The 17,047-nt window shown below is 59.1% G+C and carries 17 protein-coding genes; 5 read left to right on the top strand and 12 right to left on the bottom strand.

Annotated elements, in window-relative coordinates; genetic code table 11:
- Positions 1–56 precede the first annotated feature (56 nt).
- Positions 57–338, top strand: a complete 282-nt coding sequence (locus GOV79_RS05740; RefSeq protein WP_170770289.1) for a DUF1496 domain-containing protein — start codon at positions 57–59, stop codon at positions 336–338.
- 18 nt (positions 339–356) lie between these two features.
- On the opposite strand, the gene GOV79_RS05745 is transcribed toward GOV79_RS05740, so the two are convergent.
- The 9 genes from GOV79_RS05745 to GOV79_RS05785 form a co-directional block, all read right to left on the bottom strand.
- The gene (locus GOV79_RS05745; RefSeq protein ID WP_170788908.1) at positions 357–1,127 is read right to left on the bottom strand and encodes an alpha/beta hydrolase; all 771 of its coding nucleotides are present in this window, start codon (positions 1,125–1,127) and stop codon (positions 357–359) included.
- A gap of 58 nt (positions 1,128–1,185) precedes the next feature.
- Positions 1,186–2,331 carry an iron-containing alcohol dehydrogenase gene (locus GOV79_RS05750; RefSeq protein ID WP_170782701.1) on the bottom strand — a complete coding sequence of 382 codons (1,146 nt, stop codon included), beginning with the start codon at positions 2,329–2,331 and terminating at the stop codon, positions 1,186–1,188.
- A complete protein-coding gene (locus tag GOV79_RS05755) occupies positions 2,328–3,710 on the bottom strand; it encodes an aldehyde dehydrogenase family protein (protein ID WP_170770283.1) in 1,383 nt (460 codons plus the stop codon). Before GOV79_RS05755 ends, GOV79_RS05750 begins: the two co-directional genes overlap by 4 nt.
- Positions 3,711–3,803: 93 nt before the next feature.
- Positions 3,804–5,165 (bottom strand): glutamine synthetase family protein, encoded by a 1,362-nt coding sequence (locus GOV79_RS05760; RefSeq protein ID WP_170788909.1) that lies wholly within the window; start codon positions 5,163–5,165, stop codon positions 3,804–3,806.
- Between the two features lie 56 nt (positions 5,166–5,221).
- Positions 5,222–6,907 carry a Na/Pi cotransporter family protein gene (locus GOV79_RS05765; protein WP_170788910.1) on the bottom strand — a complete coding sequence of 562 codons (1,686 nt, stop codon included), beginning with the start codon at positions 6,905–6,907 and terminating at the stop codon, positions 5,222–5,224.
- A 148-nt stretch (positions 6,908–7,055) separates the two neighbouring features.
- The gene (locus GOV79_RS05770; RefSeq protein WP_170770277.1) at positions 7,056–8,090 is read right to left on the bottom strand and encodes a TRAP transporter substrate-binding protein; all 1,035 of its coding nucleotides are present in this window, start codon (positions 8,088–8,090) and stop codon (positions 7,056–7,058) included.
- Between the two features lie 52 nt (positions 8,091–8,142).
- Positions 8,143–9,462 (bottom strand): TRAP transporter large permease, encoded by a 1,320-nt coding sequence (locus tag GOV79_RS05775; protein WP_170788911.1) that lies wholly within the window; start codon positions 9,460–9,462, stop codon positions 8,143–8,145.
- Entirely contained in the window at positions 9,459–10,031 is a 573-nt protein-coding gene (locus GOV79_RS05780) for a TRAP transporter small permease subunit (protein WP_170788912.1), read from the bottom strand. The genes GOV79_RS05775 and GOV79_RS05780 overlap by 4 nt, the downstream gene beginning before the upstream one ends.
- Positions 10,032–10,039: 8 nt before the next feature.
- Positions 10,040–10,795 (bottom strand): N-formylglutamate amidohydrolase, encoded by a 756-nt coding sequence (locus GOV79_RS05785; RefSeq protein ID WP_170770270.1) that lies wholly within the window; start codon positions 10,793–10,795, stop codon positions 10,040–10,042.
- 155 nt (positions 10,796–10,950) lie between these two features.
- Here GOV79_RS05785 and GOV79_RS05790 point away from each other — a divergent pair, with 155 nt between their 5' ends.
- The gene (locus GOV79_RS05790) at positions 10,951–11,820 is read left to right on the top strand and encodes a MurR/RpiR family transcriptional regulator (protein WP_170770268.1); all 870 of its coding nucleotides are present in this window, start codon (positions 10,951–10,953) and stop codon (positions 11,818–11,820) included.
- Positions 11,821–12,659: 839 nt separating this feature from the next.
- Here the strand turns inward: GOV79_RS05790 and GOV79_RS05800 are convergent.
- Complete coding sequence (locus tag GOV79_RS05800; protein ID WP_170788913.1) at positions 12,660–13,334, bottom strand: TIGR04283 family arsenosugar biosynthesis glycosyltransferase; 675 nt, start codon at positions 13,332–13,334, stop codon at positions 12,660–12,662.
- A 73-nt stretch (positions 13,335–13,407) separates the two neighbouring features.
- Between GOV79_RS05800 and ygfZ the strand changes: the two genes are divergently transcribed.
- Together ygfZ and GOV79_RS05810 are read left to right on the top strand one after the other, a co-directional pair.
- Positions 13,408–14,145, top strand: coding sequence for a CAF17-like 4Fe-4S cluster assembly/insertion protein YgfZ (gene ygfZ, locus GOV79_RS05805; protein ID WP_170788914.1), 738 nt, complete (start codon positions 13,408–13,410; stop codon positions 14,143–14,145).
- A gap of 104 nt (positions 14,146–14,249) precedes the next feature.
- Positions 14,250–15,194 (top strand): ABC transporter transmembrane domain-containing protein, encoded by a 945-nt coding sequence (locus GOV79_RS05810; protein ID WP_170782710.1) that lies wholly within the window; start codon positions 14,250–14,252, stop codon positions 15,192–15,194.
- 52 nt (positions 15,195–15,246) lie between these two features.
- Here GOV79_RS05810 and efp read toward each other — a convergent pair whose 3' ends face one another.
- Positions 15,247–15,810 carry an elongation factor P gene (gene efp, locus GOV79_RS05815; RefSeq protein ID WP_170788915.1) on the bottom strand — a complete coding sequence of 188 codons (564 nt, stop codon included), beginning with the start codon at positions 15,808–15,810 and terminating at the stop codon, positions 15,247–15,249.
- A gap of 218 nt (positions 15,811–16,028) precedes the next feature.
- On the opposite strand from efp, the gene GOV79_RS05820 reads away from it, so the two are divergent.
- Complete coding sequence (locus GOV79_RS05820; RefSeq protein ID WP_037310273.1) at positions 16,029–16,349, top strand: DUF6280 family protein; 321 nt, start codon at positions 16,029–16,031, stop codon at positions 16,347–16,349.
- Between the two features lie 72 nt (positions 16,350–16,421).
- Here the strand turns inward: GOV79_RS05820 and GOV79_RS05825 are convergent, their stop codons facing one another.
- Complete coding sequence (locus GOV79_RS05825; RefSeq protein WP_170788916.1) at positions 16,422–16,991, bottom strand: cobalamin biosynthesis protein CobQ; 570 nt, start codon at positions 16,989–16,991, stop codon at positions 16,422–16,424.
- Positions 16,992–17,047: the final 56 nt, after the last annotated feature.

Here is a 17,047-nt window from a genome sequence, read left to right on the forward strand (position 1 = left end):
GGCTCCCGAGCGTCCAAGACCCATTTGACCCACTGATTTCTGAACGGGAGGACGACATGAAGACACTACCCCTCGGGCTGGCCTTAGCCCTGCTGGCCACGCAAGCCCCAGCGCAGCAAATGCTCAGCACCGCATCGCCTATTCCGGAAGGTGCCGAGAAGCGGTTTTGCTATTATGAAGGCATGGCCTATTCCGAAGACGCATTTGTTCTGATGGTCGGCGACAACACTGTAACCAGCACCGTCAGTACCGTTCAGGAACGCCTGCTGCGCTGTCATCGTGAAGAGGATGGCTCGCTGAAGTGGAAACCACAGAGCACATTCTCGACCAACAACTGAACGCGTTGGGTGGGCGTTCTAGCCCACCTTTTGCTCCAGCCAATCCGCGATCTGACCTGCTGGCCCCTCCCAGCCGGGCTCCATGAACAGGAAATGGGCGTGGTCTTCGGCTGGCAGGAAGGTGGCTCGCACGCCGTAAAGTTCCGCCAGCGCGCGGCAGGTGTTGGGGTTCACGGCCCGGTCCTCGGTTCCGGATACGATCAGGACGGGGCAGTCGACCTTGTCGATATCCACCTTCATCGCGTGCTGGTCGTCGAACATCCAAAAGAACATCTCGAACATCACCCGCCCGCTTTCCGGGCCAAGCTGGTCGAATACCTCATGCTGCTGTGCCTCGGGCAGTTTGTTCAGCGCAAAAGGGGCCATCAGGTCGAAATCGACGCGCATGGGCTGTTTCCAGAACGCCCCGCCCTCCATCAGTGCGCGCGGTACCGCGCGTTCGTCGTCGGTTTCGGGCAGCGTCCCCCAGGCCGCATTCGGGTTGATCAGGACAATGGCGCTGGCCAGGCCCCGAGACGCCACCTGCTGTGCCACCACCCCGGCGATGGCATGGCCGAGCAGCACCGGCTTGCTATCCAGCCCCTGCACGAATGCGGCAACGTCATCGGCGTAGTCCATGACGCTGGTGTCGGTCAGGCCGGGATCGGGCTCGGCCTTGGGGTCGCCGTCATGGTAGCGCAGCGCAGGGGTGTGAACCGTCCAGCCGCGCGCGCGGAAGAAGCCCGCGTAATTCTCCATACACCACGGCCCGGCAAAGGCCCCGTGGATCAGAACAATCTCTTTGGTCATGAAAATCTCCCTCACCTGCGCGCAGTATGCGGAGTGAGGGAGCGGGTCTGCAACCCTGTTACAGCGCGGCTTTGAACAGCGCGGTCAGGTTGTCTTCGGTCAGTTCAATCGGGTTGCCGCCACAGGACGGGTCGGTGATCGCACCTTTGACCAGTTCCGGGATCGAAGCTTCGGTCACGCCCAGATCGGACAGTTTGCGCGGGATGGCAAAGCTGTCGTTGAACGCCTGCACAAAGGCACGGAAGCCGTCAAAGCCGCCTTCGATGCCCAGATAGGCCGCGGCCTGCTGGAACCGGTCCGCGATAACGGGCGCGTTGAAATCCAGCACGGCGGGCATACAGACCGCGTTGGTGGTGCCGTGATGGGTGTTGAACACCGCGCCGATTGGATGGCTCATCGCGTGGATCGCTCCGAGGCCCTTTTGGAACGCCGTCGCGCCCATTGCTGCCGCGCTCATCATCTGGGCGCGGGCCTCGATATCAGTGCCGTCAGCATAGGCGCGCGGCAGGTAGTCCTTGACCAGCCGCATCCCTTCCAGCGCGATGCCCTGGCTCATGGGGTGATAATGCGGGCTCGAGAACGCCTCGACACAATGGGCAAACGCGTCCAGACCGGTGCCTGCGGTGATGAACTTGGGCATGCCCACGGTCAACTCGGGGTCGCAGATCACGACCGCAGGCAGAACCTTGGGGTGAAAGATGATCTTCTTGGCATGCGTTTCCGAGTTGGTGATAACGCTGGCACGGCCCACCTCGGACCCTGTCCCGGCAGTGGTCGGCACGGCGATGATCGGTGCGATGGCGTCAGCATCGGCGCGAGTCCACCAGTCGCCGATATCCTCAAAATCCCAAACAGGGCGGATCTGGCCGCACATGAAGGCAACCATCTTACCCAGATCCAGCCCCGAGCCACCGCCAAAGGCAATCACCCCGTCATGACCGCCCGCATTATAGGCGGCAACCCCTGCTTCGAGGTTCTTTTCATTGGGGTTCGGGTCCACTTCGCTGAACAGCCCTCGTCCCAGCCCTGCGGCCTCGAGGATATCCAGAGTGGCCGTGGTGATTGGCAGATCGGCCAACCCCTTGTCCGTCACCAATAAGGGGCGTTTCATCCCAGCCGCCGCGCAGGCCTCGGGCAATTCCTTGATCCGGCCAGCGCCGAACTTGATCGCGGTCGGGTAGGACCAGTTTCCAACAAGGCTCATGATGTCACCTTTTTCAGATGGTAGGATTTTGGACGTGTGAGGTTGTGATAGCCGATGACCGACAATCCGCCTCCGCGTCCGGTATTCTTGCAGCCGGTCCAGCACAGACCCGGGTCCAGATAATCCGCCCGGTTCATGAACACGGTGCCGGTTTCGATCCGGTCGCCCACCCGCGCCGCGCGATCCACATCACGGGTCCAGAGGCTGGCAGTCAGGCCAAACTCGCTATCATTCATATGCCCGATGGCTTCTTCGTCCGAGGACACTTTCATGATGCCCACAACCGGGCCGAAGCTCTCATCCCGCATAACGCGCATGTCATGGGTGACATTGGTCAGGATCTGTGGGGTCAGATAGGCTCCCCCATCATCCTCAGCGAAGGTCTCGATATGGGGAACGGCACCATCCGCGACAGCCTCGGCAATCTGCGCGCGCACCTCATCAGCAAAGCGGACGTTGGCCATCGGGCCAATCGTCGTCTCAGCGTCAAGCGGATTGCCCAGCTTATAGCCTTTCACCACCTCAACCGCTTTGGCAACGAAGGCGTCATAGAGGCTTTCATGCACATAAATCCGTTCGATCCCGCAGCAGCACTGGCCCGAGTTGAACATGGCCCCGTCGATCAGCGTATCGACCGCCGCATCCAGATCGGCATCCTCCATGACGTAGCCCGGATCCTTGCCACCCAACTCGGTACCAACGCCAGTAAAGGTGCCCGCCGCAGCGCGTTCCATCGCCTGTCCGCCGCCGACCGAGCCGGTAAAGTTTACGAAATCAAACGCCTTGCCAGCGATCAGATCATTGGTCACGTCATGGCTGAGGAACACGTTCTGGAACACATCCGCGGGCACTCCCGACGCATGGAACGCCTGCGCCATACGCTCACCCACCAGCAAGGTTTGAGTGGCGTGTTTCAGCACCACCGCATTGCCCGCAATCAGCGCAGGTGCCACCGTGTTGATCGCCGTCATATAGGGGTAATTCCAAGGCGCCACCACAAAAACGACCCCATGCGGAATACGCTTGATATAGCGTTTGAAGGTCTCATCCTCACCCACAGCGATATCGGCCAGAGCGTCTGAGGCAATTTCGGCCATATGACTTGCACGTTCATTGAACCCGCCAAACTCACCGCCATAGCGCACCGGCCGGCCCATCATATGCGCAAGCTCTGGCACGATCTCGTCATTCATCGCCCCCACAGCGGCCACACCTGCCATTACAAGATCAATCCGCTCCTGCAACGGCCGCGCCGCCCACTCCACCTGCGCCGCACGGGCCCGCGCGGCGGACTTTAGAGCCGCCTCAGCCGACAACACTTCACGCTCCGCAAAAACCGATCCGTCAATCGGCGAGACACATTGCAACATCTGCCCCATTTTCACTCCATTTTCGAAAGAAACAGGATCCCTGCTTCATCTGGCCCAAAATATCCCGGGGAGCGCGAGGGGCTGGCCCCTCGCTCCCGCCCTCTAAGCCCGCTCAAACCCGCGCGCAATTTCCCAATCCGTCACTACACGCTCGAACTCTTCGATCTCGACCTCCGCCGCACGGGCATAGTGATCGACCACATCATCCCCCATGGCCGCGCGCAACATGGCCGACCCATGCAACGCATCCCGCGCCGCGCGCAAGTTGCCGGGGATCATGCCCGTTTCGCCCTGATAGACGTCTCCCTGTGTCGGGGGCTGCAATTCCAGCGCTTCCTCGATCCCGGCAATCCCAGCGGCCAGCATCCCTGCCATCGCCAGATACGGGTTCGTGTCCGAGCCCGGAATACGGCACTCCACCCGAACTGCCTTGGTGCCATCCCCGCACAGACGGAACCCCGCCGTGCGGTTGTCCACCGACCAGATGATCCGCGTTGGCGCAAACGTACCCTTCATGAACCGCTTGTAGCTGTTGATATAGGGAGCCATGAAATAGGTGTAGTCGGCGGCGTATTTCAGCAAACCCGCCATGTAGTTCTTCATGACATCAGACATCCCGAGCGGATCTTTTTCGTCGAAAAAGATTGGCACCCCATCTGCCCAAAGCGACTGATGCACGTGGGACGAGCTTCCCACTTTCTCATGATGCCATTTCGGCAGGAACGTCGCCGCATGGCCATGCTGCCACGCGATTTCTTTCACTGCGTTCTTGGCAATCGAGTGATACTCGGCCGTGTCCATCGCGGGGGCGTATTTGATGTTCAGCTCTTCCTGCCCGGTCTCAGCCTCACCTTTCGAGTTTTCGACCGGAATCCCCGCGTTCCACAGATGATTGCGGATCGGGCGCATCACATGCTCTTCCTTGGTGGTCTGCAGGATGTGATAGTCTTCGTTATAGCCCGAGATCGGCTCCAGATCGCGAAACCCTTCCTTGCGGATCTGGTCAAAGCTCTTCTCGAACAGGAAAAACTCCAGCTCGGTGGCGCACATGGCGTCATAGCCCATGGCCTTAAGCCGGTTCACCTGCTTTTTCAGGATGGACCGAGGCGCGTGGGGCACTTCCTCATGCGTATGGTGATCCAACACGTCGCACATCACCATGGCGGTGCCCTCAAGCCACGGAACCGGGCGCAGAGTACTTAGGTCAGGCTTCATCACATAGTCGCCATATCCGCGTTCCCAGCTGGTGGCAGCATAGCCATCGGGCGTCGCCATCTCGAGGTCGGTGGCCAACAGATAGTTGCAGCAATGGGTCTCTTCCCAAGCGCCCGCCACGAAATGACCCGCGTGGAACCGCTTACCCATCAGACGCCCCTGCATGTCGACCATGCAGACCAGCACGGTGTCGACCTCACCAGCTTCGGCCTTGGCTTTGAGATCGTTCAATCTTGCTTCATTGCCCATCCCGTTCATCCTTTGTCATCTTCTGGGACCGTCGTCCCAAATTATTCCCAGCGGCCCTAGTCCTCGACCGTTTCGCTATCCATTTCCATCACCAGACGTGTCTCCAGCACCTGCCCGCTTTGGTAGAGGATCGGATAGGCGATGGCGGCGATATGCCCGTGCAGGTCACGCATGGCGCGCAACGTCTCAAGATGCAGATCACTTGAGGCAAAGCTCTCGGTCTGCCCCCTCTCAAGCCGTTTCAGATGCGCCTTGCGGCTATGCCGTGACAGGCGCTTGACCTCGGCCTTGTCCAGCACCAGACGGCGGGCGCAGTCCACATCATTCACCAGCAGCACATGACGAGCCAGCGAGAAACTGGCCAGTACAGCCGCGTGCAGGTCCTTGAGTTCCTTCCAGCCTTGCGCCGAAAACTCGGTGCGTTCAGTGTGTTTGATCTGCGCGGTTCGGGTCATGCGGTTTGACACCACGTCGCCCGCCGCCTCAAGCCGGATCGCGTATTCGACCAGGCCGCGCGCCGCCTTGATCTGCGCCTTGCTCATGTTTTGGCGCGGCATTCGGGCGACAAAGCGTCGGATTTCGGTCAGCTGTGCATTCACCCGTTCATCCTGCTGCCACAGGGCCGAGATCGCATCGCTGTCGTCCTGCTCATAAATATCCAGAACCGGGCGGAACATGCGCTCAACCTGTGTGACCATCTGCAACAGCTCATGCCGGACCGAGGACATCGCAACGTTCGCCCCCGACGCGCTTGGATCGTTCAGTGGGCTAAGCGCGTCCGAGAAGTGGTCCATCGCGTGCGCCTTAACCTCGGGCTCGGGCAGCAGCAGTGTCACCGGACGCTCCATCCAGTTCACAAACCCTGTGGCCAGCACAAAAACGGCAAGATTGAACCCGATATGGGCCAAGATCAACGACTGCCCTGCCCCCGCTACCATCAGCGTCTGATGCGTGCCGGTCACGTTGACCACAATCAGCATCACCAGCGCCGCGCTGCCGCGTAGCAGAAGGTTGGCCAGTGGAATACGACGCGCGGAAACCGTAAGGTCACGGGTCAGCCAGATCGGAATAAAGGCCGAGCCCAGATTGGCCCCAAGAACCAGCGACAGCCCGGCAGCAAAAGGGATGGCTCCGATCTGAACCAGTGTCACGCACATCAGGATCGTCGCAACCGAACTGTGCATGACAAAGGCCAATACCGCGCCCACGATAAAGGCGCTGAAATAGTCGCTTTCCAGATAGCCCGCGATGGCGGGCAAAAAGGCGCTCTCGCGGATCGGATCAACCGCATCGCGCAAGAACTGCAATGAAACCAGAATGAACGCGATGCCCAGAACAATGCGCCCTATCAGCCGCACATTGGCGCGGTCGGACTTGAGGTACAGCCACCCGCCCAGCGCCAGCAGCACGGGCTGCAGCCAACCCAGATCATAAGATAGAACCTGAATGACAAGCGCTGCACCCAGATCCGCGCCCAGCACCCCGGCCAATGCAAGGCCAAAGCTGACCATGCCCGCCGCGGCAAAACCGGTCAGCAAAACTGTAACCGCAGCCGAGCTTTGCAGGATCGTTGCCAGAACCATTCCGGCCGCACCCGCAACAAAGGTGTTCGAGTGTCGCGTCAACAGCGACTGGAACAATGCGCCAAAGCGTCTTTCGATGCCCGTGCGGACCAGCCGCACCGCAAACAGCAGCAACATGGTCGCCGCAAAAATCTCGATCAGGAACCCCGCAATAGCCATTGGCCTATACCCCTCTGACCCGGTTCACGCCAAGGCGCGACCAGAGTGTTCTTGTCTGTTTCAGAGGCAAGCCTAGCATCGGGGATCGGGGTTCCAGAGGTCCAATACCGGCACGCGACCGAGGCCGCGCGCCGTAATCGCATTGAAATTAGCCGTAGCGATAAGGCCGTCCGGCCTTGAGCATGTCGGCGTTATACTGCTTGAAGATCTCGACAACCTTGGCTTTGGTCTCGGACTCGGCTGCGATTTCATCCCAGAAGGCAACGGCTGCTTCTTCGACCTGCGCCCATTCGGCGTCTGGGATTGAGGTCAGTTCCATCTTATCGCCATTCACGCGCAGGCTGGCCTCGCCACCCCAATACCACCACTGGCGATAGTAGTGCGATTGGTCGCAGCAAACGCGGAACAGGGTCTGCAGGTCTTCCGGCAGTTCGTTCCAGCGGTCCATATTGGCAAAGAACGATCCTGCCCATGCGCCCGAGATGTTGTTGGTCAGGAAATAGTTGGTCACATCAGCCCAACCCACGGTGTAGTCTTCGGTGATGCCCGACCAAGCGATGCCGTCCAACTCGCCGGTTTGCACCGCGACCTCGATGTCTTCCCACGGCAGAGTGACCGGCACAACGCCGAATTGGCTCAGGAAGCGGCCCGCCGTTGGGAAGGTAAAGACGCGTTTGCCCTGCAGATCGGCCAAGCTGTTGATCGGGTCTTTGGTGGCAAAGTGGCAGGGATCCCAAGCGCCCGCGCTGATATGCTTGACGCCGACCTTGGAATATTCCTCATCCCAGATCTCGTTCAGGCCGTACTGGTTGAACAGCACCGGCACGTCCAGCGAGTAGCGGGAAGCAAACGGGAAATAGCCACCGAACACGGTGACTTCGGTGGGAGATGCCATCGAGTCATCATCTGATTGCACCGCATCGATGGTGCCGCGCTGCATGGCGCGGAACAGCTCTCCGGTCGGGACCAGCTGATCAGCATAGAACAGCTCGATCTGCATCCGGTCACCAGCGATCTTGTTGAACATCTCGATGGCCGGGTCGATCACATGGGCCGCCAAAGCTGGACCGGCATAGGTCTGCATCCGCCATGTGATCGTGCTCTGCGCCAGCGCGGGCGCGGCCAGAGGGGCAGCGGCAACGCCCACCCCGGCGGTTTGCAGAAACTTACGTCTTGTTGTCATGTCATTTCCTCTCTGTTGCAGTTCTTCTCGTGCCTTTTCATCGGCATTCTTGTTAGTTTCCGTAAACATATCCGGGCAGCCACAAGGCCAGTTCCGGGAAGATCATGATAATCGTCAGCGCCAGCACCATCACCGCCACAAACGGGAAGATCGAGCGGTAGATGTCGCGCAGCGTGATCTCGGGCGGGGCCATCGCGCGCATCAAAAACAGGTTATAGCCGAAGGGCGGCGTCATATATGCGATCTGTGTGGTGATCGTATACAGCACCCCGTACCAGATCAGGTCAAAGCCCAGCGCCCCCACCAGTGGCACATAGAGTGGGGCTACGATCACCAGCATCGCCGTGTCGTCCAAAAACGTGCCCATCACGATAAAGCTGAGCTGCATCAGGATCAAAATCATCCATGGCGACAGGCCAAGTTGATCGGTGAACAGGTTGTCGATGGCCTTCACCGCGCCCAAGCCATCAAACACCGCACCAAAGCCAAGAGCGGCGAGAATGATCCACATGAACATGCACGAAATCGCCAGCGTCTGCTTGGTGCAGTCCTCGAAAATCTTCCACGTCATGCGCCGTTTCACCACCGACACGACCAGCGCCGTCAGCGCCCCAATGGCCGAGCTTTCGACCAGCGAGGTCCAGCCATTCACAAAGGGCACCATCATGGCGGCAAAGATGATCAATGGCAGCGCACCCGCGCCCAGCAGGCGGATCTTCTCGGCCCGCGGGACCTCATGCGCATCTTCCATGGCGGGGCCCAGATGCGGCTGAATGCGGCAGCGGATCCAGATATACAGAATGAACATGCCCGCCATCAGCAGGCCGGGCACGATCCCGGCCAGCCACAACTGCCCTACCGGCTGCCGCGCGATCATCGCATAGAGCACCAGAACCACCGAGGGCGGCACAAGAATTCCCAGACTGGAACCCGCCTGAATGACACCCGTGACCATCATCTTGTCATAGCCCCGCCTCAGCAATTCCGGCAGCGCAATGGTCGCGCCAATCGCCATCCCCGCCACGCTGAGCCCGTTCATGGCCGAAACCAGCACCATCAGCCCGATTGTGCCAATTGCCAGCCCGCCATTCACAGGCCCCATCCAGACATGGAACATCCGATAGAGGTCATCGGCCAGACGGCTTTCTGACAACACGTAGCCCATGAAGATGAACATCGGCAGCGTTAGCAGTGGATACCACTTCATCAGCTTCATCGCGGCTGAAAATGTGATGTCCTGCCCGCCTGTTCCCCACAGGGCCAGCGCGGCAACAGTTGCGACCGCTCCGATCGCGCCAAAGACGCGCTGACCTGTGAACAGCATCAGCATCATCGAGGCGAACATGAAAATGGCGATATATTCCTGGCTCATGCTCGAGCGACCCCGATTTCCTGCCCTTTGATCCGGGCTATGTCTTTGAAGAATTCCGATATCGCCTGCAGCAGCATCAGGAAGAAGCCCAGCGTCATGATCGATTTGATCGGCCAGATATAAGGTCGCCACGCGGTCGAGGAACGCTCGAGCCGCCCAACCTCTTCACTGCCGGTCAGAAGACCTGTGAAATAAGCCACGGGTTCAGTGCCCCAATACCCAAGGCTGTAGGCGGTCGAGCCCAAGCCACCATAGAACAGCACGCCCAGATACAGAATCAACAGCAGCACGGTGAAGGCGTCGAACCACGCTTTCTTCTTGTGACTCCAGTTGTGATAAAACAGGTCCATCCGTACGTTCGAACCCAGCTGGATCGAATACGGCCCGCCCATGATGTAATAGGTCACCATGGCAAATTGCGCCATTTCCAAGGTCCACAGCGACGGCAAAAAGAAGGTTTTCGAGATCGACGACCACAGCAGGATGCCCATCATCGCGAACAGGCCCCACATCATCACCCGCCCGATCCGGTAGTTGATCGCGTCAACGACTCGGACATATATGCTCATCGCCCGGATCACTCGGCCGCCCTTTCTTCGAAGGTCGCCAAGGTCCGCTTGATCCACGGTACAAGGCAGTTGGTGACGGTTGCGTGCTGCTGAGGCGTGCGGATCAAGTCGTTGCGGATTTCGATCATCACGTTCAGCAAACCATTGGGCAATGCCTGCACATCCAATGTGTGGGCCACGCCGTCCTTGGCCGAATACGGCTCGTTCAGTCTCGTGATATACGGGTTCTCAACGGCTTTCGTTGCCATCATCGCGGTGGCAAACCGATCATCGACTCCGTGCAGTATGCCAAGCTCGACCTGACGTTTTTGTCCGTGATAAATTGGCGTGAAGCTATGGATCGTCACCAGCAACTCCAATGAAGCGCGGTTGCGGTCAATCACAGCCGACAAGGCTTGTCGAAACGGGTCATAGACCCCGTGGATACGGGCCTGCCTTTCTTCATCCGACATCTGGGCATTTGCGGGGATGTCGTAGTCCTCGCTCCGGACGGGCATGGCGCCCGGCGCTTCGGGGGGGCGGTTGCAGTCATAGACCAGCCGCGACACACCACCATGAACCAGCGGTGCCGAGAGTTCGGCAGACATCATCCGGGCCACGGCCAATGCGCCGGGGTCCCATGCGATGTGACTGTCGCGCGCCTCGGCGCCTAGGCCCATGTCGCCCAGAAACGCAGGGATGCGGTTCGACGCGTGTTCGCAGACCAACACCACCTTCGGGGCGTTGCCTGCCAAGTCAGTGTGAACAGCTGTGCCGAAATCCAACCTATCGCCCCGCGATTCCCAGAATCTTCTTTGTGGAAAAATTTCCACACACGTCGATCACCTGTCAATAATTTTCCTGTACAAATTTCTCCAGACTTGATCTTGATGAAAAATTATTCACATTATGCCTTTGTCGCATACAGGAGGATCGTTTAGTGCGGGTGACGGACAGGCTGCTGGCCCATCGGGACAAGATGACGCCTTCGGAACGGCAACTTGTCAGTGTGCTCCTGGATGACTATCCCATGGCAGGCTTGGGCAGCATTACTGAACTGGCCAGCACCGCCTCGGTCTCGACCACCACGGTGGCACGGATGCTGCAAAAGACCGGATTTGACGGCTATCCGCAATTTCAGGCCGCCCTGCGGGGCGAAGTAAAAGAGATGATCTCGGGCCCCATCGCCAAGCGTGATGTCTGGCAAAACGATCTGCCCGAAGAACACATCCTCAACCGCTACTCCCAGCAATCCCTCGCCAACCAAAAGCGCACGATTGATGAGGTCGATCCAGCCGAGTTTGACAGTTTTTGCAACCTGTTATCCGATCCCAACCGACGTATTTTCATCACCGGAGGACGCATCACAGGTACAATGGCGCAGTACCTGTACCTGCATTTGCAAATGATCCGTCCCGACGTCCGAATGTTACCGGTGGCTGCGTCGTGGACACATGATCTGCTGGATGTACGCAAGGATGATGTACTAATCGCGCTGGACGTGCGGCGCTACGAGAACTCAACCATGCTGATCGGGCAGCTCTGTCAGGAACGCGGGGCCGAGATTGTGCTGTTCACAGACCAGTGGCGCTCGCCCATTCACCGACTGGCCAAACATACCTTTGCCGCACGGATTGCGGTACCGTCAGCGTGGGATTCGATGGCGTCGATCCTGACGCTGATGGAGTGCGCCATCGCCGAGGTTCAGGAACGCCTTTGGGATTCGGTCAAAGACCGCACCGACGAACTTGAGGCCGCCTTTGACCGTACCAAGCTGTTCCGCAAGTTCGGTCAAAACTCGGGTTCTTAACATCTGAAATTGCTATAATTTACAACTGCCCGTGATCAGTGTTGCCACTGCGGGGCCGCGCGTTCACTTTATGGGCATGAGTTTTGTCGCCGATAATCAACTGCCGCTTCTGATCCTGTTTTTTCTGATCGGACTCGTAGGCACCGGGTTTCTGTTCCGCAAACCTGCGGGGCATCGAGCGTGGAAACTGGCCGATCTGGTCTGGGTCGTGTTGGGTGGCATCGGCGCATTGGTTGCCGTTTTGGCAGGTCTTTACACTGCAGACAGTTCTCGTCTCGACCGACAAATCGACGTGGCCTATGCCGCTACACTGGCCTTTGACCGAGACGCTGCCCGCTTTCGCCTGCGGTTTTGCGACCCGGCCTATGATGATGACATTGGCGTTCTGTGCGAAAAGGTGGAATTCCTGTCAGCGTCTACGGCCAGCAACGCTGACCTGCCCCTGTTTATCGCCGTGACCAACGAGGTCGCGCCGCTGCAAGGACTGCACTTCCTGTTCGGACGTCAGGCCAAGGACGAAATGGACGACGCACGCGCGATGGCCGAAAAAGCCAGCGCTTTCGATATCGACCAATTTCTGGTTTTTACGACCGTGGACGACAAAACCCAGATTGCCATCGACAATATGCGCCGCAAGGTGCCTGCGATTGCCGGTGACTATCTGATCCTTGCCCGAAGCTATGAGGATCTGATTGCGCAAGTCGGGAAGTTGAAGGACGAATGGGAATATCTACAAGCCAACGCGCATATATTGGTGTTGCAGATCATTGCCCTATGTCTGGTCAGCTTTGCTGCACCGTTCCGTCTGGGCAAATCACTTGTAGAACTACGCACCGCGTTCAGCGCCGATACGCCTGAGCCAGCCGCTCCGGGTCCGCGCCAAGAAAATACCGTGTCAGAGTCCAAAGGTTCCGCGTCCCTCGACGCAGCCAACCCGCCTTCTGGTATCGGTCCGCACTCGTAAAGGCCCGGACCGGCAACAGAGTGATGCGGCCAAGGCGACGCACCAACGCCACGTCCTCCATCAATGGCTGATCCGGGAACCCTCCCGCCTTTTCATACAGGCGGCGCGGAACCAGCAACCCCTGATCGCCATAGGGCAAGCCAAATATCCGGCTGCGCAGGTTGGCCCAACCCGCCACCCATGTCGGTGCAAAACCCGAGGCAGAAAACGCCAGCCGGAAAACCCCAGGGGTGCCATATCGCAGATGATCCCCAACCACTTTGGTCCAGCCCTGCTGCAATACGGTATCGGCGTGCAGAACCAGCAGCCACTCGCCCTTGGCCTCGGCACACCCCCGGCGCAACTGACCACCGCGCGACGCGGCACCGGACACGATTTCAGCCCCGGCCTCATCCGAGATCTCTAGGGTTTGGTCCGTCGATCCACCGTCCGAAACGATCAACTCCCTGATCAGGCCGGTATGCAGCCCTTCCATCAACGCCTCAAGCGTTGCGGGTAAGGTCTGAGCCGCGTTCAGGGTTGGGATGACGATCGAGATCGGTGCTGGCACGTGGATTACCCTCTGGTCTTGTCGGCGCGAACTCCTATATCACGAAGCCGAGGGAAAGCACGAGGACACCCCCATGCCCAATCGCCGCATCCTGCGCCTGAGTGGCGCGGACACTGACAGTTTCCTGCAAGGGCTGGTGACAAACGATATCGCCGGGATGCAGGGCGGGTTGGTCTATGCAGCGCTGCTGACGCCGCAGGGCAAATACCTTGCCGATTTCTTTCTGACGCGTCGGGGCGACGCTGTCTTGCTGGACGTGGCAGAAACTCTGGCGGACGGGCTGGTCCAGCGTCTGAGCATGTACAAGCTGCGCGCGGACGTCACGATCGCGGACAGCGGGTTGAATCTGCAACGCGGCACCGGCCCTGCGCCCGACGGCGCCCTGCCCGACCCACGCCACAATGACATGGGCTGGCGGGCGTATAGCGCTGCTTCTGAAAGCGACGACGGCACCGATTGGGACGCCATCCGTGTGCGAAATTGCATCCCTGAGACCGGCGTTGAGCTGACCCCAGACAGCTACATCCTCGAATCCGGGTTCGAAGCGCTGAACGGCGTCGATTTCAAGAAGGGCTGTTATGTCGGGCAAGAGGTCACCGCCCGCATGAAGCACAAGACCGAGCTGCGCAAAGGTCTGCGCCGGGTGCTGATCGACGGCAGCGCCCCGGTCGGAACGGAAATCAACGCGGGTGGCAAATCTGTTGGGACGTTGTTCACTCAGTCGGGCGGCGCTGCCATCGCGTATCTGCGGCTGGATCGCGCAACCGGCGATATGCAGGCCGACGCAGCGACGGTTCGGCTAAGCGGTTGAATTGTTGCGCAATCGGCACGGCTGATCCCCGTCACCGCGAGTAAAGATTGCCACCCCTACCCTGGCGCTGTCACAATACCGACGGGACCAACACGGGTGCGGGTATGTTCAAGCTATACAGAGCGATCTGGCGCGCCAGCGCCGGGCGACAGATCATCCTGATCGCCCTGTCCATTGCGGTGGCCGCCCTTGCCGCCGTCCCACTGGAATTTCAACGCGATATCGTCAACCACCTGACCTCGGCCAATATTGATGCCGATCACCTGATGTTGCTGGGCGCGGGGATGATGGGGGTTATCCTGCTGAGCCTCGGGTTGAAATGGGTGCTGGGATACCGCTCGGGCACGCTGGGCGAAGACATGATCCGCCTTATCCGTCAGCGGCTGCTGGTCAGGTCTGCTGATCTGAACGAAACGGGCGAGGACGTGCGCAAGGGGACCATGACCACCGCCATCTCGGCCGAAGCGGAAGAGCTCGGCAAATTCGCAGGTGGTGCGTTTTCCGACCCGGTCGTGCAGATCGGAACGTTGATCAGCGTGATAGGATATATTTCCTCCACACAGCCGGGGCTGGGACTGATCGCTTTTTCGATGATCGTGCCGCAGATCGTCATCGTGCTGGTGTCGCAACGCAAAGTGAATGTCTTTGTGGCTGAACGCGTGCGCATTCTGCGCAGCGCCACGGACCGGCTGACTTCGGCCCAGATCGACGCCGCTGCGCGTGAGGTCGAGGCGCAGTTCGACGACATCTATGAAACCCGCCGCCGGATGTTTCTCTGGAAGCTTTCTGCCAAATTCCTGCTCAGCGTCATCAACGGCGCAGGCACCGTTGGCATACTGATGCTGGGCGGTTGGCTGGTTCTGCAAGGGCGCACCGATGTCGGCACCGTGGTTGCCGCAACAAGCGGGCTGGCCCGGATCCAGGGACCGACCGCGTTTCTGATCGCCTTCTACCGCCAGGTCAGCGCCAACCGCATCAAGTATGAGCTGATGCTGGAACTGTTCGGCCCCCACCCCGAGCAATACCGCCGTATCAAGCGCCGCACATAAAAAAGGCCGCGTAGCCTTGGCTAACGCGGCCTCTTGGTGATTTCAGTGCAGCTTACGCGCGCTCGGAATATTCCATGGTCTCGGTGTTCACTACGATCATCTCATCCTGACCGATGAAGGGCGGCACCATGACCTTGACGCCATTGTCCAGAATGGCCGGTTTGAACGAGTTCGCAGCGGTCTGACCTTTGACGACAGGCTCGGTTTCGACGATCTTGCAGGTCACTTTCTGGGGCAGCGTGGCGTTCAGGGCCTCCGCTTCGTAGAACTCAACCACAATGGTCATGCCGTCCTGCAGAAACGGGCGACGTTCGCCCAGCAGATCCGATGGCAGTTCGATCTGCTCATAGGTCTCGGAATCCATGAACACCAGCATGCCGTCGGATTCGTAGAGGAACTGCTGATCCTTCTGTTCCAGCCGCACACGCTCGACCTTGTCCGCCGAGCGGAACCGTTCGTTCAATTTCGACCCGTTGCGCAGGTTACGCAGTTCGACCTGTGCAAAAGCACCGCCTTTTCCGGGCTTTACGTGATCGACTTTTACGGCTGCCCACAGGCCGTCATTATGCTCAAGCACATTGCCGGGGCGAATTTCGTTCCCATTTATCTTGGGCATGACATAAATCCTTCACAAACGGTTGATGCGTCAGTTGCGCTTCCTATATCTGGCGTGACCACACCTGGCAAGACAACGAGACCTAGTGCTGCACATGCAGCAAGCTATGCGAGTGACGCAACGCAACTATGCATATTAGCTGTATCCGAATCACACTTTATAGGTCATAAGGACCGTCACGCCGAAAATGCAAGAGCAAGAACAACAAGGAAGACGAGATGAGAGATTTCGTTGACGGCACCGCCTTTAACAATGAGCAAGGCAACCGTGCGCGCAAACTTTTTGCAGCCGTCGTTCTGGCTGCGCTGGATGATGCAATTGCCGATGACAAGAAATACGGCAATGGCCCCGAACAAATCGCCCGCTGGGCCCGCTCTCGCGATGGCCGCGAGGTGCTGTCCTGCGCGGGTATCGACCCCAATGAGCGGGTTGTCAGTGGCCTGATGGAATTCGTGGGGCGCGGTGTGCGCACCTCGGTCGCGCTATCGCGCGAGGAAAGCGAACGCCGTAACGCTGCTCAGCAGGCCGAAGCCGCCTGATCTGAACTGCTGCCTTTGAGAAAAAGCGCGCTCTGACTGCCAGAGCGCGCTTTTCTTTTGGCTAAACCAACGTCAGAAAAACAACAGCCACTGCCGAGCGACCCAGACTTCAGCTGCAAGCAAAGCTGCGAAGAAGATCTTTGTCGGAAGGGTCAACCCGCGCCGCCACAGCGCGATATATGACACCGCGCAGGCTGTGATCGACACAAGCACGACCCATTGTGCGTGATGGGCGCTGTCCCAATAGCTGATCGGGCTGTGAAAGACCCAATTGCTCAGCGGCCAAAACTGCGCCCGTCCATCCCCTGCATGCAGCAGAAAATCGGTACCCAGATGCAGCAACCCGGCCGAGGCGCCCAGCACCAGCAAACGCGCGCGCAGCAATACCCCGATGGCCAGTGCCAGCCCCCAGACTAGAAACGAGTTGTCGATGGCAAAAACGGTCTGCCACGCGTCGGAATAATAAAGCTGCCCGAACACCACCTGCTCGGGGATGTTCAGAATGAACAGCGACACCCCCGCCATCAGATAGAGCGACAGGTCCGGCAGCACCGACCCAATCAGAACGGCACGCAGAGTTCGGCCATAGGACGGGCGCGCAAAGGCGGCGGCTCCGATCAAAAGATGGGCTGGCGTGTTCATCGGGGGCTTTTCCTCTGCCATCAAATCGGGTCATGTGCCCGTCAGGTTATAGGAGA

The organism is Ruegeria lacuscaerulensis (genome assembly GCF_013034745.1).
Classification (GTDB): domain Bacteria; phylum Pseudomonadota; class Alphaproteobacteria; order Rhodobacterales; family Rhodobacteraceae; genus Ruegeria; species Ruegeria lacuscaerulensis_B.

Excerpts from the sequence above, each read along its gene's own strand:
- GOV79_RS05825 (WP_170788916.1), bottom strand. The coding sequence starts at position 16,991 with ATGAACACGCCAGCCCATCTTTTGATCGGAGCCGCCGCCTTTGCGCGC.
- GOV79_RS05780 (WP_170788912.1), bottom strand. The coding sequence starts at position 10,031 with ATGAGCATATATGTCCGAGTCGTTGACGCGATCAACTACCGGATCGGG.
- GOV79_RS05740 (WP_170770289.1), top strand. The coding sequence starts at position 57 with ATGAAGACACTACCCCTCGGGCTGGCCTTAGCCCTGCTGGCCACGCAA.
- ygfZ (WP_170788914.1), top strand. The coding sequence starts at position 13,408 with ATGCCCAATCGCCGCATCCTGCGCCTGAGTGGCGCGGACACTGACAGT.
- GOV79_RS05770 (WP_170770277.1), bottom strand. The coding sequence starts at position 8,090 with ATGACAACAAGACGTAAGTTTCTGCAAACCGCCGGGGTGGGCGTTGCC.
- GOV79_RS05810 (WP_170782710.1), top strand. The coding sequence starts at position 14,250 with ATGTTCAAGCTATACAGAGCGATCTGGCGCGCCAGCGCCGGGCGACAG.
- GOV79_RS05750 (WP_170782701.1), bottom strand. The coding sequence starts at position 2,331 with ATGAGCCTTGTTGGAAACTGGTCCTACCCGACCGCGATCAAGTTCGGC.
- efp (WP_170788915.1), bottom strand. The coding sequence starts at position 15,810 with ATGCCCAAGATAAATGGGAACGAAATTCGCCCCGGCAATGTGCTTGAG.
- GOV79_RS05765 (WP_170788910.1), bottom strand. The coding sequence starts at position 6,907 with ATGGCTATTGCGGGGTTCCTGATCGAGATTTTTGCGGCGACCATGTTG.
- GOV79_RS05760 (WP_170788909.1), bottom strand. The coding sequence starts at position 5,165 with ATGGGCAATGAAGCAAGATTGAACGATCTCAAAGCCAAGGCCGAAGCT.
- GOV79_RS05755 (WP_170770283.1), bottom strand. The coding sequence starts at position 3,710 with ATGGGGCAGATGTTGCAATGTGTCTCGCCGATTGACGGATCGGTTTTT.
- GOV79_RS05775 (WP_170788911.1), bottom strand. The coding sequence starts at position 9,462 with ATGAGCCAGGAATATATCGCCATTTTCATGTTCGCCTCGATGATGCTG.
- GOV79_RS05745 (WP_170788908.1), bottom strand. The coding sequence starts at position 1,127 with ATGACCAAAGAGATTGTTCTGATCCACGGGGCCTTTGCCGGGCCGTGG.
- GOV79_RS05820 (WP_037310273.1), top strand. The coding sequence starts at position 16,029 with ATGAGAGATTTCGTTGACGGCACCGCCTTTAACAATGAGCAAGGCAAC.